Raw genomic sequence first — 16,950 nt, forward strand, 5'->3', positions numbered from 1 at the left:
ATATTATCAAGTCAGCGTAAATTATCCGTAAAGCCAATGTAAAAAAACTGTATTAATCGCGCATTTGCCGATAAAATCAGTGAAATGCCAAACCAAAAGGAGCCACAAAAACTATTAAATTGCCGCTAATTAGCGACCTTCTTTAACAGAATTTCCAAATTATGTTTCCGTAATGACCTCGGCAAAAAGTTTCGGATTTCTTCATCATTAAAACCAACCAACAATTTCTCATCGTTAAAAATGATTGGCCGCTTCAGCATTTCAGGATGTTTGGCAAGTACCTCAATAAATTGGGACAGCGGTAGTGAATCCAAACGATCTTTATTTTGCTTATAGGCATTGGATCGGGTAGCCACAATATCTTCACAGCCATTTTCACTTAGGCGAAGAATTTGTTTAATTTCACCAGGCCGAAGCGGCCGACGGTAAATATCACGTTCCCTAAATGTAAGATCGTGCTCGGTTAACCATTGGCGCGCCTTACGACTTGATGTACTACTTGGCGCAACTAATAAATTTATCAAAAAGCATCTCCTCCTAACGAAGATGGCAACTAAACAGTTTTAATGAGCTTAATATATTCACATCGTACCACAATAATAATCCAAGCGAAATATATTTTTAGATATCTATTCATTGTCTTTTCAAATTCAAGTAATTAAACAAAATAATAATCCTAGCAGGGATTTACCGCAAGTTTATTTAATACAATGGTTGTGTACAATTTAATAACTTTACTTTAGCACGCTTTTAAAATAGAAACAATCCTAACATCAAAAATAAAGTTATTAAAATTGTGACGTAAAACCATGGCCCAATTTCATAGCTCTATAGGCTAATGCTTACCGCTTGCCTTAAGCCGATAGTCGACCGGACTCTGCCAATTCAGTTTTTCCTTAATCCGGCGATGATTATAGTAATCCAAATACTGGTCAACAGCCTGCTTTAAAGCAGTAGCGCTTCGATAAATTTTGCCATAGTACATTTCCCGCTTTAAAATACTAAAGAAGTTTTCCATAATCGCATTATCCAAACAAGTCCCCTTTCTGGACATACTTTGGAAAATACGATTTTTCTTTAGTATCCGATGATAAGCCGGCATCTGATAAACCCAGCCGCGATCCGAATGAAACGTTCTGCGAAAACGGCAGTCCGCCGTAAGTTGAATGGCTTGATGCAACCCCGAAAGCACAAGCTGCTGACTGGGAATTTCGGATATCCGATAAACAATGATTTCGCTGTTATACATATCCAAAAACACCGTTAAGTATAAAGACCGAACTGTGACCGCCTGACCGGGACGGCCGATAAAGTATTTTAATTCCGTTGTATCCGTTGTGATTTTTTGATGGCAGATGTTAGTTGCAAACCGCCGCCGAATCCGATTCCGACAGATCAGGCCTACCGTACCTTCGTAAGAATGATATGTACTGGGCGGTGCCGGAATCTCTTTGTCAGCGCCTTGAACATGCAGCCGCATGATTCGCATTAAGCGCTGCACCCGCTTCTTATTAACTAAAATCCGCTGTTGGCGAAGTACCGCGGTTACCCGTCGATAACCATAATCAGGATATGTTTGATGGATCATCAAAATTTGCTTTTCCAATTGACTGTCCCGATCAGCTTTGAAAGCTCGCTTCTGCCAATACATATAGGTTGCCTTTGGAAACGCCAAGGCTTTTAAAATTTCGGCCAAGGTATACCGATTCCGCAAGCCAAAAATAAATTGCGCCGTTTCCTGCTTGGACAATTCGGCCGGTTGTTTGCCGGCAGCCCTTACATTTTTAAAAAAAGTCGACGAATATCATCGGTTACAAGCCAGTCTGAAAGTAATTCCAATTGCTGATAGCGCTGCATTCAATCACTCCTTTTTAATAGTCGTTTATACAATTAGTCTAGCGCATTTTCAAAAACAAATGGCTTTTAAGTTTTTAAATTGGGATACCAATTAATGAATCTACCACCAATCATTGTTTATTTTCAAATAAGTTGTGCTTTTTACTTGGATCTGTGTAATAATATTTTTAGGGGGTGCGAAAATATGAGTAAACTAAACCGAAAATCCCGAAAGCATTTAGAGGAAATTTTGGTCAATTATATTCTGGAAGAGACAATCCACAGTGACTTTGGCTATATGTACAGTTCTGTTGGCAGTCTCAGTTAATTTCTCAGCTGATTCAGGCGCGAGAAAAACCGGTTAAACGAGTAGTTGGTAAGCTGAGTGATAAAGAACTGCTGGCTAAGTTGGATCGGGTCCAGGCAATGGCAGCAGCTGCAAGTGGCGCCAAGTAGCCTATCGTCATTATAATGAGGTGATTAAATGGATAAGAACATTCCTGAAAAGAAACGTCGGCATATAAAGGCTTGGTATAAAGATCGTGTGTGCTGGCTGCTGGTTATCGTTGTAATCATCTTGGTATTGACTTCATTGGCCTTTTCTTAAAAGTCATTCAAGAATCACTTAAATTCATTTGGGTGGAGGTATCAAGGGTGTAAGCGTAACCATTTATATAAGTTATTTATGTTAAAAAAAGTTGAGCAAATTATAGACTCATCGAATGGTTGTTGGCTTATACTATAGACAGAAGGAAAGAAATGATAACCGTTAATCATGACCGTTACCATTAAATCCCATTTGTTAAGGAGGAATCGCCTAATGAAAGCATTTAAGAGTTTGTTGAATCGGATCTTTAAGAGAACCAGTAATCGTCCAGACAGTTCAAAGTCAACCGTTAGAAACCGATTATTTTGGAATTCAGTATTGAAGGGTCAATAAATTGAAACATGTTAAATGGTAAAAGACCATCAAAGCAGTTAATCCGCCTTTGATGGTCTCGTTTTATTTAATGGGAATGCTGCCGAGTTGCCAATGATTTAAAGTGATCATATGTCATTTGCAGCAACTCTTTGGGTGAGGCATTGTCTAAAATGCGGATCTTTTCCGGATGCGCAGCCGGCCGGTCCTTATAAATCCGGCTGTTAACGTGGTGAGACCCTTCAATCAGGATAAATGCCAGGTCGGTATCAACGTTTTCAATTCGGTTGTAAATGTAATCACCACTGCGCTCACTGGGATCCAGAATCTCCAGTACGGTGTCAAAGGGTTGAAACAGCCGTTTATAGCTGATTTGCTTAAACCAAGTGACGATCTTAATATCTTTGCTGCCTAAAATCTGTTTAGCGTCAGGATGGGCCAAAATGAATTGATTAAGAAAGGCATCCTTGGACACAGACTGGGGCCGCTGGGCTTTTCGCTGACGAGTTAACTGGGTAGCATAATCAGCCGAAAGTGCCGGATAATGTTTGTCGATCATAAACTGATCGGTTGCCATTAAATAATTGCCCCGGTACACGTCATCTTCAACCAGTGGAAATTGGTTATTTTTGACTTGCGGGTTCGGAAAAACCGACCCGTCCAATGAAACAAACGCCAATTGGTCGTCAATATTTTTAACATAGCCGTAAAGTTGTTGAAGATTATGTAGCGCAGCCCGATTGGCACGATGTTTTTCTGTTTGTCGCATATTTTGCTGCAGCAAGTAATTCACCCGATTATACAAAGGCAGGATTGGTAAAAACTTCATGGTATTAGATTCCGCCAGCCGACTAAAAAGTTCATCAATCAACTGGTTAATCGACAGCTGACCAATTACTTCTGTTGCTTTAGGCGGTTTCTTTGCCGCAAGCAGTTTTTGCTGCAATGGCTTGATTTCTTTTTTTAAATCTTCCCGAGATCTGGTCAGGGAAAGGTTCTCACGCCTTAAAGAAAAAAGTTCCTGTCCTTCAGTACTATGAAATAATTCTTGATAACGTTGATTGGTTCGCCGGTTCATATTGGTCAGTGATTTAATTCGCTTACTCTGGGCCTGATTATCCCGTTCCAGATAATCCCGTTCTTCGGAAAGTTCCCGGGTATATTGCCTGGCAGCCGCTAGTTGGCCTTGAACTTCGGTAAGTTTTGCTTGCAGTGCAGCACTTTCGGCATTTGCTTCATCCACCTTCTTCTTATACCGCCGCAATTTGGCAACCTGTTTGCGATATTCATCTTGGCGCTGCTTAAGCTTTGTTTTTAAACGATGATTATCTTTTTTAATTTTCTTAGTTTGTTTATCCAGTTTGGAAACAGCTCTGGGTTGCTTGGGCTTGCTTTTGGCATTATCAGCCTGTTCGTTAAGCTTAACTGTCTCCTTAGCCAACTTCTCCTGTTTTTTCTTAAAAGCCGCCAGGACCCGATCGTGATGCTGATCGGCCAAATCCTGAGCCTTTCTTTGCTTTTTACTCATGCGCTTTGGATCGTATCGCACATTAAAGCACCTCCCTCTATCAACTTAAAATAGTTTAATAATATTCTTATCGTATCAAGAATCCAGCTGATTCTCAAATCCGATTTACATAAAATATCGACTAGCCGTTTTAATCCGCAATAAGCTATTTACTAACAAAACGACTAATTAATATAATTATATAAGCATAATAAATCAAATTTTAATGTTAGTTATAGTCATAAAGCAACCCAAAATAGGCCTTCAATTGACATAAGCTTTACGCATCCCAATTAAAGACCTGCTGCTACTAATATTTGTATTTTCCAAACGCTATCAATTGTTCCGAAACACTTTTTAATTATTTAAATGCTTGTTCAGAAATGCCACAATAATCTTAACAATTTCCGGCTGCATAAACGCTTCATCCATGTGATGGGCGCCAGTCAACTCATAGAGATCAGCATCGACACCATGCCTGATTAAATCGTCATATAGGGATCGGCTGTCGGCAACCGGTACTACTTCGTCCGCCGTTCCGTGAAGCAATAGGAACGGCACCGTTGCATCGCTGATAAAGGTATGGGGATCCGCTTGAGAAACCAACTCCGGATGATCCTCGGGTTCACCACCCAATAAATTACGATAAACGAAATCAAAATCCGAAGTTTCGCTGTTCTGCTTGGCTGAAAGTGGGTTAACGACCCCATACCAGGGAATCGCTGCTTGAACAGCGCTGGATTGATCCAAATGATCACCAACATCGAATTGTTTTTGGCCGTTGGTAACTGCTACCATGCTGGCCAAATGACCACCGGCAGATTCCCCCATCACGACTACACTTTTCGGATCGATTTGGTAATCATCGGCTCTGGCCTTGATGTATCGAATGGCCGCTTTGGCGTCTTCAAGCTGAGCCGGCCAAACTGCTTGATTACTGTTTCGATACTGAACGCTGACCACCACGAAACCGGCTCGAACAAAATCAACCAGGTTCGGTAAGTGAACATTGTGGTCAACCGTCATCCAGCCGCCACCACCAAACCAGAAGATTACCGGTAACGGCCGTGATTGATCTTCGAACTGGCGCAGGACTGTCAGTTGTAAATCCAAAGTCGTGTGCCCAAGCCAGCCGGGAACCTGTGCGTATGTAACGTTGGTGTCCTGCCATAAGCCCGGCCGTTCGTTTGAAATGTGAAGTGTCTTTTTCATTGCAATACCGCCTCGTTATTAATTTTTGATCCAGTTATTTTTATACATCATCAGCCTGTAGATTTCAATTATCAGTAATCACTGCCATTCGCTCAACCATTTCACGAACTTTAGTTTCTGCCCCGTCAGCATTGATTTGCTTTACGATGTGGGACCGCGTGGTTGTCTGCGTTAAATTTTTGCGAAATGAATGGACCACAAAGCTGTGGTAGACCACCCGATTCCTCGATTTAAAAGCAAACCAGTTGGGTTCCAAGCGTTTCTCGGCATTTTTGATGTGATTATCCGGCCAAACGAAATAACGCTTTCCCATCTGTGTCCGGTGAACCTCAATCTGCCACCCAAGGTTAAAGTCGGACACCTCTTGCCAACGTTGGATTTTGCCGTGCTTTACCGCATAGTAAATAATCCCACCATAGGCTAATTTGGGATGCCGGTTAAAATCAGTCAGCGTGAGTGGCACTAACCGGTTCTTTTTCGAAACAGGTTTCGTTACCGTGGCATGCTGCGGCTGTCGATTACCAAAATGATTGGTACTAATCACCGCTAGAATTAGAATTCCTGCCAAACCAATCATTAACAGTAGACCTTTTTGAATACATTTCATTTGGATCAATCAATTCCCTTTATCGATTTGGTTTTAGTCCATTTTTTGGAGATAATTCCAGATTTATATTATTAAATACATGTGTCGGCAATAAAATACTAACAAGAGTCTGCCTTAGAACATGACATTTAACCTCAAATACCATATTTTGAGACAGACCCTCAGTCCATTATTACTTGGATTTTTTATTTACCCGAACTGCTAACCCTTGAATACCATTTTGATAGGTCCAACCTTTAATTTTTTCCATGTCATTGGTCCGATAATACTCGGCAATCAACTTGTTCCATTTATCCCACCTATCTAATGGGACATTAATCAAACCAGCACCGCCATCAATCATAATTTTATTGGCACTCAAAACCGAAGTTCTCTTATTCCCGTCCCAAAAAATCTGCTGGCGCATATTATGATACATTACTGTCAATGCTTTATTAGTTGTCGTCATTTGCGGGTTAGCTAACGTTTTTTGTAAAAATTCCTGCTCATGTGCTTCATCAATTAACGGCGGTTCAAAAAATTCTTCACTGCCCAAATCAACGCCACCCTTTCCTTGACGTAATTCGCCAGGTACTAAAGCGTCTTCTGCCGCCACAATTTTATTAATTTGTTTTTCCATTGCCAGCGTTAGCGGTTCTTTTTGGACCGTCACATACTGCCAACCACGCTTCAAGTTAACGATGGTTAAAATGTCTGCGATGGGTACTCCTGCAACACTCATGCCGTCCATAATCGTTTGCGTTTGAGGCAGCGTAGTGTTAACCCCCTCAAAGCGTGCATTCGTATACACCAACTTTGTAAAGTTTGACCTGGCAAAACGTTTATTTTCTGCGGGGGTAAATTGATACTTATCTACATATGCTTGTGTTTCAGCCATTGTATGATTCCCCCCATATAGATTACTTGTTCAAGCAGCTGTTCGTAAACTACTGAATCTCAAAGAAGAAGCCCCGTGGTCGAACTGGTGTTGAAAAGACCATCATCGTGTTGGTCTTGCCAAACCGTTGCAACTTATTCACCAAATCATCCAATTCTTCAGGGACCTGATAGGCAACTTTCAGCAACATCGCATACGCACCCGTGACAACATTGCACTCCAAAATATTTGGGATGTGCTTGATAAAAGAATAAAATTGATTCTTTTGATTGGGACTGACGTCTACTTGAACAAAAGCACGAACACTGAGGTCCAATTTATTCAGGTCAATTTCAGCACGATAACCTCGGATAATGCCTTTATTCTTTAGGTTAGTTAGTCGTTGAGACACCGCTGGACCACTCAAGGATAACGCTTGAGCAATCCGTTTGACAGATAAACGACCATCAGACTGAATCAGATTGAGGATTTTTTCATCGTTAGGGTCAATCATAGGCAACGTTCCTTTCAATAAATAACATATTATCTTAATTATTTTATAGTTATAGTATATATCGTTAAAATGATTAAGGCAAATGCTTATCCGTTGATATAGTGAGGTCAAGTCTCCCTCACTACAATTGTTTAACCTTAATAAATTTAATAAAGCTTTTAAAATATGACAACCGTAACAACCATTTACAAATTGCCCGCTTTCTAAAAAATATTGTCTGCTTAATAAAAACAAGGACCAGAAATGGAAGACACTCCCCTTTCATAGGTCCTTGTTTTTTATAATCATTGTTTCAAAAATCGTCCCTACATGCGTGGGGAATACTATTTAGCACAGCGATCACTGCTTTCCTATGTAGGATCACCCCCACATGCGTGGGGAATACTCGCCAGCCACGGTTGTCTTCGTGTAGCTGGTAGGATCACCCCCACATGCGTAGGGAATACAACGATCCTTTGCCATAGGTTAACACTTTGGTGGGATCACCCCCACATGCGTGGGGAATACATGACGTCATTGATAAGAATCGATTGAAATCTAGGATCACCCCCACATGCGTGGGGAATACATGGTGACAAAGTTAAGAGTGACATGGGCCGTAGGATCACCCCCACATGCGTGGGGAATACCCTTAACCAGCTTGGAATCACCTGTAGACGATGGGATCACCCCCACATGCGTGGGGAATACACTAAAGGATCCTTGACATACCGGCATTCCAAAATTCATAATTTGCCGTTTTTAATCAGTTTGCATTACTAAGATACTGTTCAATTTTATCATGCAGCGCATAAACCGTCGATAACTTTTTAAATGAAGCTGTAATAAAAAGCTTTACCGTTAATGTTTTACGTTAATCGATAAAACTTTCTATCATCTTTATGCATGATTCGCTTAAGTGCCCCAAGCAGGATTCGAACCTGTGCAGCATAAATTCGAAAATATTCAAGCGCAACTATTTAAAATATCGCTCGGCAATCTTTTGATAAGCTTGAATTGTCTCATAAAAGCTGGTCAGTGTGGTATATTCATTAACTTGATGTGCCATTTTCCAAGCATCCGGCCCCAAAACAACCACGGCCATTTTAGGATTGTTTTTAATGAAGACGCTAGCATCGGTTGCCCCATTGATAATATCCGCTTTAACCTCTCGATCCGAATAACTATCGTGGGCTGCCTGATCTACCAACTGGATAAATGGATTCTTGGGGTTGGTCTCAACTGGATGAAAATTATGAATCAATGAAAATTCCAAATGATAATCCGTCTCCTGATTGATTTTATCCACAGCTGTCTCGATCGCTTGGATCACATGATCATTGTCAAAGCTCAAAGTCGGGCGAACATTTCCATACAGGTCAGCATACCCGGGAATAATATTGACCTGTTCACCGCCCTCAATCAAAGTAACACTGTGTTTAACCGTTCCCAGGAATGGGTCGGTAGCGGCTTTATCAAACAAACCTGCTTCTGCATCAATATACTTTGTCAAACCAACAATCGCATTAATTCCTTTATCCGGAATCGAACTGTGAACAGCCTTACCATAACTCTTGATTTGATAATTCAAACTACCGGAATGCGCATAAATGACCTGTCCGGAAGTCGGTTCCCCGACCACCATTGCATCAACATCACCAGCAACGTTATCCGCTGCCAGTCGATTAGCCCCGGGCGTCCCGTATTCTTCGCCGGCGGTGGCAATTAAACGAACTTTACCACTAATCGGCACCTTCGCCGTTGCCAATTCGATCAGTGAAATAACTTCGGCGGCCAACCCACTCTTCATATCAGCTGAACCACGGCCATACAATTTACCGTCATTGGTAATCACTGGTTGAAAGGGATCATGCGTCCATTTATCGGGATCCGACACAGCTACCGTGTCCTGATGACCCTCGAACGCCAAAATGCGATCAGTTTCCCCCGCACCGATTTCGGCAATCAGATTTGCCCGGTTGTTGCCAAATCGATCGATCCGGTAATCGATATGATAGCGATCAAATAATTTTCCGATATACTCGGATACTGCCAACTCATTGCCGTTGGGCGTTTGAATTTGAATCAAATCTTTAAGAATCTGTAACTGTTCATCTTTTTGCATACTAATTCAACGGACCTTTCCAACATCATTATCTTTGCGAAAACAGACCAGACTTGTTAAAGCCACCTCGAAATATTACCAACATTAGCCGGTAATTGTTTTAACTACGCGCTCTTATGACTCAGCCGTTTGGCCAAAAAGTCGCCGACCAATTGCACAATCAGCACAAAAATCAACACCAGGAAAGTAGCAACCAGCGTGACATCATTATCAAAGCGATTATACCCATAAGCAATTGCCGTATTTCCAAGGCCACCGGCACCAATCGCGCCAGCCATGGCAGTTAAACCAATCAGACTGATTAAGGTTACGGTTGTCACCCGAGCGATCTCTGAACGAGCTTCCTGTAAATAAACAGAAAAAATTAGGTCTGAGAAGGTGGCCCCGACTGACTGGGCAGCTTCAATTTTGCCGTGATCGACACTTTCCAGGGCAACTTGAATTTGACGGGCATAGAATGGAAACATTCCCAGCGACAATGGTACCAAAGCCGCCGTTGTTCCAATTTGTGTTCCGACAATTTTTTGCGTCACCGGTGCAATAAAGGCCAACAAAATAATGAAGGGAATCGCCCGGAAAAACGAAACCACTTTATCAAAAATGTTGAACCACAGCCGATTTTCCTTGATGCCGCCCTTATCAAACAACACCAGCCCAACACCAAAGATTAAGCCGAGAATCCCGCCAAACAAGGCGGACCAAAAAGTCATGTAAATGGTCTGGCCGATCGCTGTCAGCCAGCCATCCTCGCCACCCCAGCCGAGAGTGATCACGTTTGGAAAATACTTTGCAAACCATGCCATTATTCAGCCGCCTCCTTTTCAATTTTTGAAACACCGATTTTTTCCTCATGCAGGTATGAAATGGCCTGTTGGCGCTTTTCCGGCGCGCCGGTCATCGTCACAAACAGTGTGCCGACCGGAATGCCCTGCAATTCGTCAACGTTACCAAAAATAATGCTGACCTCAACGTCAAATTTTTGGTAAAGTTCGGTGACCACCGGATCAATTACTGATGGCCCGGTATAGGTTAAATGAAGTAGCTCCCACTGATCAGCCGCGGCTTGAACCGGATGGGTGGCTAAAATTCGCCGGGCCTTTTCAGATTCACCGGCAGTTCCAATTAGTTCTTTAGTTAATGGATACTTTGGATTGGTGAAGACATCAACGATACTGCCACGCTCAACAATCTGACCGTCACTCATCACCGCAACCTTATTAGCAATCCGCTTAACAGCGTCCATTTCGTGAGTAATTAAGACCACGGTTAAACCAAGTTCCTGATTGACCCGTTTCAACAGATCCAAAATCTGAATGGTATTCTTGGGATCCAGGGCAGAAGTAGCTTCATCGGAAATTAGGATTTCCGGATCGTTGGCCAATGCCCGGGCAATCGCCACCCGTTGCTGTTGACCACCGGAAAGTTGGGCCGGAAAAGCTTTGCCACGATCTCCCAAACCAACCAACTCAAGCAACTTTTGTGCTCTGGCCTGAATGGCTTTTTCTTTTTGGCCACTGTGCTTTAGAGCAAATTCTATATTTTGGCTAACCGTTCGCTCTTCCAACAAATTAAAATGTTGAAAAATCATGCCAATACCGCGGCGCTTGGCTCTTAGTTGCTTTGTATCAATCTCCGTGGCACTTTGCTGCCCATTTTTTTCAAATAAAGTTTCCCCATTGACAACAACTTTGCCACTTGTCGGCTTTTGCAACAGGTTAATGACGCGGACCAGTGTCGATTTGCCGGCGCCTGAATAACCAACGACGCCGTAAATATCGCCTTTATTGACGTGGATGGTCACGTCATTAACCGCTTTGATCGTTTGGCCCTCCTGTTCAAAAAGGACGCTAATATTTTCTAAGTCAATGACACTGTCAGCCATCAAAACACCCCTTTGTTCTTCAAATTTCGAATTATTTAATCTTTAGATCCCAGGCAGCAATTTCAGCCTGACCGTATTCTTTATTGATCAGGTTCTTGATCTTCTTGGTCTGGAAGGCTTTTACATATTCTTGATAAGCTTTCTTGTTCTTGTCTTTCTTTTGAGCAGCAACAATATTGATCCATTTCTTGGAATCTTTGTTAATCGGTTCAACATAAATAGCTGACTTGTAGTTTAAACCGGCCGTTTGGGCAAAGTTGGTGTTGATAACAGCAGCGTCAACGTCTGAAAGTGCCCGGGCCGTTTGGCTGGCATCCAATTCCTTAATCTTAATTTTCTTTGGATTTTTGGCAATTGAACTCAAAGTAGCTTGTTTGGTTCCCGGCTTAAAGGTAATTAACCCGGCATTTTTCAAAACAAACAGTGCCCGCGATTCGTTGGTCGCATCATTTGGAACAGCAATCGTCGCGCCAGTCTTTAAATCATTGATACTCTTAACTTTCTTGGAGTAAACCCGAATTGGGGTGATAAATGTCTTACCGATTGGGACGATGCTTCCCTTGTTGCTCTTATTCCAGTCAGCCAAAAAGTCATAATGTTGAAAGGCATCGATATCAACATCACCATTAGCAACTGCTTTATTAGGTTGGGTATAATCAGTAAACTTTTTGTACTTTACGTCAAGTTTGTACTTATCCTTGGCAATTTTGGCAACCTCATTCCAAATTTTGTCATCTTTGCTGGTACCGGACATAATGCCGACCGTCACCGTCTGGCTGCTGGCCGATTTCTTATTTCCAAAACTAAAATAACCTGCCACAATGATTACAAGAATAACAACAATGCCAATGATCCATTTTGTACTTTTTTTCATGTTATAAACGCCCCTCTATTTTTGATATTGCATTGATACTGAATAATTGCAACTGCTTAAAAATCAATCTTAATCACGACAAACTACAACGCTCCTGCTTAATGCTCCTCCCCTTTAATGATTGTGATGTTATGAAGAAAAGAAAAAAGCTTTCATCCCCAAGCTGCCAAAAACAGCCAAGGGACGAAAGCTTCGCGTTACCACCCTGATTTACAACTCACTTACATGAATTGCCTCAACGACACAAATTATGTCTGGGATGGTAACGGATCCTGCCGTGACTGGTGCGTGAACACGCGTCATTGTTCAGAGCTCATCTTCGCAATCACCATGCCTACCGGTTTCCATCAGCCCGGCTCTCTGATTAGGAATGGTTATCGCTACTCTTCTCTTCATAACAAAACAAATCGATTTAATTTATGTTCAATCATACCATGTTAAATGGATTTTTCAAGAGAAAGTAAGATTTATTCTAATGCTTTGCGTTATTTTTAGAAGGCGATGTTATTATTTTACAGTCGCTGTAACCCCTTCACTTACAATTGTGGTTCCTTTTTCACCTCTAATGATTTCCTTAACATCTTCCAAATCGCCAATTACAGCCGGATTACCAGTATTTCGAACAAAGCTGACTGCTGCCTTAACTTTGGGCATCATGCTACCCTTGGCAAATTCGTTTGCATCAATATGCTTCTGGATTTCATCAACCCCAACTTCTTTTAACTCAAGTTGGTTGGGCTTACCATAGTTATAATAAACACCTCCAGCAGATGTTAAAATAATCAGCTTGTCAGCATCAACTAATTGTGCAATTTTGGAAGCACTAAAATCTTTATCAATAACGGCTTCAGTGCCAACCAACCGATTTGCTTTTCGAACAACTGGGATACCGCCGCCACCAGAAACGATTGGAATGATACCGGCGTCAACAACTTTTTTAATAGCTCGATACTCATTTATTTCCAACGGTTTAGGTGAAGGTACCACTCGTCGATAGCCTCGACCCGCATCTTCAATGATTTGCCAATCCGGGTGAAGGGCCTTTAAATTTTCAACCTCTGTTTCTTTATAAAATGGTCCAATTGGTTTGGATGGATTTTGAAAAGCCGGGTCATCTTCATCCACAATTGTTTGGGTCACAATTGCCATCACGTCTTTATCAATGCCACTGTCCAGCAATTCCGCTTTCATAGCATTTTGAAACCAATAGCCAATACTTCCCTGGGTCATTGCACCACAGGTATCAAGTGGCATCGCTGGATTCTCATCACTGTCTGCAGCACTTTGCTGAAGTAGTAGGTTTCCTACTTGTGGTCCATTTCCATGGGTAATAATCAGCTGGTCCCCATTCTTGATAAAATTAACCAGTTCCTTTGCTGTTTCCTTAACTGCTTTCATTTGAGCCTGTGCAGATGCATCCTTGGAAAGGATCGCATTTCCGCCAAGGGCGACGACAATTTTTGACATATAATCTCCTCCAATTTTATATATTATTAGGTTAAGTCTGAGCTTACTTCTGGTGTTTTTTTATGAATATTTGCTGCCAAGAAAAGCAACGTTCCAATAACCAAGAGCACAATGGCGATATAGAAGCCTAAAATCTTTGATCCAGTAATGTCTGATATATTCCCTGTTAAAGCTGGAGCAACGATCGAGGACATCATTCCAAAGAAATTAAACACGCCAAGGGTAGTTCCAATTCCAACCTGAGGCGCATTTTCTCCTAACCACGAAATAATAATTGGCTCAACAGCCAGCTTCCCTAAAAAGCCATACAAAATTAAAGATGTTAACAGGAAGGTTGCGTTTGTAGCTTGAACTGTCATTAATAACATTGCTGCGGCTGAAATTTCCAAAATAACAATAAACTGAATTTTATGATCCATAAACTTATCTGCCAACTTACTAAAAAACAATGCACCTGGGATAGAGCAAAAGCCACTAGTGATGATGAAAAACCAATTGCTGTTCCTTTAAACCCCCGTTCAGTTGCAAGAAAATTTGGCAGCCACGTCACAATCATGTAATAAGCGTAGCAAGTCGCAAAATATAAAATGTAAGTAAAAAGCATTTTAGGCGCTAACAATGTCCTAAATGAAACTTTCTCATTGCTGATATTTTTTTTATAATCTGATTTATTTTCAATATAGGCTTCTTGAGAAGCAATATCATCTTTATTACTTCGAATAATGGCATAAAAGGCAACAACAATAAATGCAATCATAATAACCGAAATATACATCATGATTTGCCATGGTAATCCCTGTTGAGCAACTAAGAAACTTGAAAGAATCATTCCGAATCCGGATCCCACCGCGGAACCACTATTAACAATTGCTGTCGAAAAACTCTTTTTATTAGCTGGAATGTTTTGGGCAGTTAAACTATATGCTGAACCATAAAATGAACCACATCCGAGGCCAGCAAGCAAACTACCAAAATAAATCATTTGAATGGAACCAGCTCGAGCAACAATAAATGCAGCAATTGCAAACATCACGAATCCCGGGATCAAAACCATCTTTTTACCAATTTTATCTACCAAAAAACCTGCGGGAATTTGCATTACAACATACCCTAAAAAGTAAAAGCTTGAGATTGAGCCCAGTGCGGTGTCTGAAACACTTCCACCAAGTGATTGCCTAATTTGTGGATATACCGGTGCTAAAGCAGACCTATAAATCCAAATCGTTACCCATCCAACACAAAGCAAAATAACTATTTTTTTCCAATACTCCAACCCGCCAGGGTGTTCTTTTCCATTATTCATTTTCGATGACCTCCATGTTAATAAGTTGTTTGGAAAGCGCTTACAATATTAATTATAAGTATTACACTTAAAATATCATTACACGCTTTGAACTATATTTGGTTAGTGATTGTTTAAAGTGGCCAAATATGTTTTAATTAAAGATGTGTAAGCGCTAACAATATCAGGAGGGTGAATAATTTGACTATGCTAAAAGAATTATTGGAATTACCAAGGTTTTCAGATCTCGAAATAGTTTCAACCCACAAAGACCTTAACAGACAAGTAGAAAGTGTCGAAATAACCGAGACTCCGGATATTGCCGATTATATTCCCAAATATGCGATCATCCTCACAACAGCAATGGCTTTTGATGGCAAACAAGAAATGCTTAAGCCATTTATTAGATCGCTTCTGACTAAAGATGTCGCTGCCCTCGGCATTAAAGTTGGTCGGTTTATTGATGAGATCGATCCGGAAATCATTAAATATGCTTCTGAGGTTAATCTGCCAATTATTAAAATTCCGAGTACCCAACCACTCGGCCGTTTGCTATATCAGATGTTAAGCTATGTATGGGATTCAAAGACTGAACAACTATCATATGCTTTGGATATCCAAAAACGATTTTCAAATTTACTTATGAACGACGTAACCATTAGTCGATTTATTGCAGAATTAGGAAACATTATTAACGCACCTGCTATTCTTTTAAGCCCGTGGCATAAAGTTATCAGTCACTCGAATTATTTTTCTGGCTCTGACCATCCAGCTTCATTTTACGCGGAACAATTAAGCGAAAATGATTTTAATAAAATCAACAAAGAAAAGACAGCTTTCCTAATCAATAATTTAAAAGGTGAAAAAGTACAGATGATTGGGTATCCGGTTAAAGTTGGCAGTTATTTCCCCTTTCATCTAATCATTTTAAAACCTGAGCAAATCCCCTACCCAATTTCTGAATTTGCTATTGAACAGGCAGTGTTAGTACTAACATTTATGCTTTATAAAAATCATAAGGTCCAAGAATTTTTTGATATTTTAAAAAGTGACTTCTTAGAACAGCTAGTAAAATCCAAAACCGATCAATCAAATGATAATCGTAATTGGATTGACCTAGGTAGAAATTACGGACTTATTAAGAGTAACTATTATCAAGTTGCTTTAGCATATTGCATGCCAAATAAACGATCAAAAGCACAAATAATTTATCGCAAAGAAGAAGCCGAAATTGCCAAACTATGGCTTCAAGAACAATTACCAATCAAAATAAAAGATGTTGCCATTTTTAAAGTTAAAAATAGTAACGAAACCGCCATTCTGTTTCAATCCGATGAGCCCAATATCAAAGACATCCTTCAAGATATCTCCCAAAGTTTGAAAGATGAACTGGGTATCAATCTGACGTTTGCATTTGGTAACCCTTACAAATCAATTGAAAACATCTCTAGCTCCTTTATTGAAGCAAAATCAACGCTAGATGAAGCCAAGCAGCTATATGATCCTGATATTGTCAATCATTACCATCCAAAAGGACTTGTCGGACTATTTGAAGATACCAATGAAGAAAGCATTCATTACTTCTGTGAAAAAATTTTAAAGGACCTTGCTTATCCAGAAGAGGCTAGCGTCAAAGATTTAAAGAAAACGTTGAAAGTCTATCTGGATTACAATTGCGAAATCACCAAAACAGCTAATGCATTGTATTTACACCGTAATACAATCAAATATCGAATTAAGCAATGCGAAAAGATATTAGGATTGTCGGTTAAGAATCCCCAAAATAGCTTAAATTTAAGACTTGCGCTGGAACTGTCAGAATTCGAAGATGAACAGATAGTCCAATAAAAAATAATGGTCGCTAACAAAATTAATTGTCGCGGCCATTAT

The 16,950-nt window shown here is 40.6% G+C and carries 14 protein-coding genes, 2 pseudogenes and 1 CRISPR repeat array; of the genes and pseudogenes, 3 read left to right on the forward strand and 13 right to left on the reverse strand.

Annotation, left to right across the window (positions count from 1 at the left end; genetic code table 11):
• Positions 1-125: 125 nt before the first annotated feature.
• Entirely contained in the window at positions 126-524 is a 399-nt protein-coding gene (locus tag JCM14108_RS07345) for a Spx/MgsR family RNA polymerase-binding regulatory protein (protein WP_035179763.1), read from the reverse strand.
• 311 nt (positions 525-835) lie between these two features.
• A pseudogene (locus JCM14108_RS07350) lies at positions 836-1,777 on the reverse strand (IS3 family transposase); the annotation flags it as partial.
• A gap of 264 nt (positions 1,778-2,041) precedes the next feature.
• Between JCM14108_RS07350 and JCM14108_RS15865 the strand changes: the two are divergent.
• Both JCM14108_RS15865 and JCM14108_RS15870 read left to right on the forward strand, forming a co-directional pair.
• The gene (locus tag JCM14108_RS15865; RefSeq protein ID WP_272944524.1) at positions 2,042-2,164 is read left to right on the forward strand and encodes a hypothetical protein; all 123 of its coding nucleotides are present in this window, start codon (positions 2,042-2,044) and stop codon (positions 2,162-2,164) included.
• A gap of 156 nt (positions 2,165-2,320) precedes the next feature.
• Positions 2,321-2,443 (forward strand): hypothetical protein, encoded by a 123-nt coding sequence (locus tag JCM14108_RS15870; RefSeq protein ID WP_268872154.1) that lies wholly within the window; start codon positions 2,321-2,323, stop codon positions 2,441-2,443.
• A gap of 400 nt (positions 2,444-2,843) precedes the next feature.
• Here JCM14108_RS15870 and JCM14108_RS07365 read toward each other — a convergent pair whose 3' ends face one another.
• The 11 genes and pseudogenes from JCM14108_RS07365 to JCM14108_RS07415 form a co-directional block, all read right to left on the reverse strand.
• A complete protein-coding gene (locus tag JCM14108_RS07365; RefSeq protein WP_235807130.1) occupies positions 2,844-4,304 on the reverse strand; it encodes a coiled-coil domain-containing protein in 1,461 nt (486 codons plus the stop codon).
• A gap of 315 nt (positions 4,305-4,619) precedes the next feature.
• Positions 4,620-5,474, reverse strand: a complete 855-nt coding sequence (locus tag JCM14108_RS07370) for an alpha/beta hydrolase (RefSeq protein WP_035179765.1) — start codon at positions 5,472-5,474, stop codon at positions 4,620-4,622.
• 64 nt (positions 5,475-5,538) lie between these two features.
• Positions 5,539-6,081, reverse strand: coding sequence for a hypothetical protein (locus JCM14108_RS07375; RefSeq protein ID WP_152536919.1), 543 nt, complete (start codon positions 6,079-6,081; stop codon positions 5,539-5,541).
• Between the two features lie 172 nt (positions 6,082-6,253).
• Complete coding sequence (locus tag JCM14108_RS07380; protein WP_035179766.1) at positions 6,254-6,958, reverse strand: Fic family protein; 705 nt, start codon at positions 6,956-6,958, stop codon at positions 6,254-6,256.
• A 49-nt stretch (positions 6,959-7,007) separates the two neighbouring features.
• Positions 7,008-7,451: an Lrp/AsnC family transcriptional regulator gene (locus tag JCM14108_RS07385; protein ID WP_035179767.1), complete on the reverse strand. Its 444-nt coding sequence runs from the start codon at positions 7,449-7,451 to the stop codon at positions 7,008-7,010.
• A 296-nt stretch (positions 7,452-7,747) separates the two neighbouring features.
• A CRISPR array of direct repeats spans positions 7,748-8,141; the repeat unit is 28 nt; unit sequence GGATCACCCCCACATGCGTGGGGAATAC.
• A 265-nt stretch (positions 8,142-8,406) separates the two neighbouring features.
• Positions 8,407-9,555 (reverse strand): ArgE/DapE family deacylase, encoded by a 1,149-nt coding sequence (locus JCM14108_RS07390; RefSeq protein ID WP_035179768.1) that lies wholly within the window; start codon positions 9,553-9,555, stop codon positions 8,407-8,409.
• A gap of 104 nt (positions 9,556-9,659) precedes the next feature.
• Positions 9,660-10,361: a methionine ABC transporter permease gene (locus tag JCM14108_RS07395; RefSeq protein WP_035179769.1), complete on the reverse strand. Its 702-nt coding sequence runs from the start codon at positions 10,359-10,361 to the stop codon at positions 9,660-9,662.
• A complete protein-coding gene (locus tag JCM14108_RS07400) occupies positions 10,358-11,437 on the reverse strand; it encodes a methionine ABC transporter ATP-binding protein (RefSeq protein WP_035179770.1) in 1,080 nt (359 codons plus the stop codon). Before JCM14108_RS07400 ends, JCM14108_RS07395 begins: the two co-directional genes overlap by 4 nt.
• A gap of 31 nt (positions 11,438-11,468) precedes the next feature.
• On the reverse strand, positions 11,469-12,311 hold the full coding sequence (locus tag JCM14108_RS07405) for a MetQ/NlpA family ABC transporter substrate-binding protein (RefSeq protein WP_035179771.1): 843 nt from the start codon (positions 12,309-12,311) through the stop codon (positions 11,469-11,471).
• 507 nt (positions 12,312-12,818) lie between these two features.
• Positions 12,819-13,778: a carbamate kinase gene (arcC, locus tag JCM14108_RS07410; RefSeq protein ID WP_035179773.1), complete on the reverse strand. Its 960-nt coding sequence runs from the start codon at positions 13,776-13,778 to the stop codon at positions 12,819-12,821.
• 26 nt (positions 13,779-13,804) lie between these two features.
• A pseudogene (locus tag JCM14108_RS07415) lies at positions 13,805-15,081 on the reverse strand (MFS transporter).
• A 180-nt stretch (positions 15,082-15,261) separates the two neighbouring features.
• Here JCM14108_RS07415 and JCM14108_RS07420 point away from each other — a divergent pair.
• Positions 15,262-16,908: a PucR family transcriptional regulator gene (locus JCM14108_RS07420; protein WP_035179774.1), complete on the forward strand. Its 1,647-nt coding sequence runs from the start codon at positions 15,262-15,264 to the stop codon at positions 16,906-16,908.
• The last annotated feature ends 42 nt before the right edge of the window (positions 16,909-16,950 follow it).

This window comes from Lentilactobacillus farraginis DSM 18382 = JCM 14108 (genome assembly GCF_000583655.1).
GTDB classification, from domain to species: Bacteria; Bacillota; Bacilli; order Lactobacillales; family Lactobacillaceae; genus Lentilactobacillus; species Lentilactobacillus farraginis.

Excerpts from the sequence above, each read along its gene's own strand:
- JCM14108_RS07390 (WP_035179768.1), bottom strand. The coding sequence starts at position 9,555 with ATGCAAAAAGATGAACAGTTACAGATTCTTAAAGATTTGATTCAAATT.
- arcC (WP_035179773.1), bottom strand. The coding sequence starts at position 13,778 with ATGTCAAAAATTGTCGTCGCCCTTGGCGGAAATGCGATCCTTTCCAAG.
- JCM14108_RS07375 (WP_152536919.1), bottom strand. The coding sequence starts at position 6,081 with ATGAAATGTATTCAAAAAGGTCTACTGTTAATGATTGGTTTGGCAGGA.
- JCM14108_RS07385 (WP_035179767.1), bottom strand. The coding sequence starts at position 7,451 with ATGATTGACCCTAACGATGAAAAAATCCTCAATCTGATTCAGTCTGAT.
- JCM14108_RS07380 (WP_035179766.1), bottom strand. The coding sequence starts at position 6,958 with ATGGCTGAAACACAAGCATATGTAGATAAGTATCAATTTACCCCCGCA.
- JCM14108_RS07370 (WP_035179765.1), bottom strand. The coding sequence starts at position 5,474 with ATGAAAAAGACACTTCACATTTCAAACGAACGGCCGGGCTTATGGCAG.
- JCM14108_RS07405 (WP_035179771.1), bottom strand. The coding sequence starts at position 12,311 with ATGAAAAAAAGTACAAAATGGATCATTGGCATTGTTGTTATTCTTGTA.
- JCM14108_RS07400 (WP_035179770.1), bottom strand. The coding sequence starts at position 11,437 with ATGGCTGACAGTGTCATTGACTTAGAAAATATTAGCGTCCTTTTTGAA.
- JCM14108_RS15870 (WP_268872154.1), top strand. The coding sequence starts at position 2,321 with ATGGATAAGAACATTCCTGAAAAGAAACGTCGGCATATAAAGGCTTGG.
- JCM14108_RS15865 (WP_272944524.1), top strand. The coding sequence starts at position 2,042 with ATGAGTAAACTAAACCGAAAATCCCGAAAGCATTTAGAGGAAATTTTG.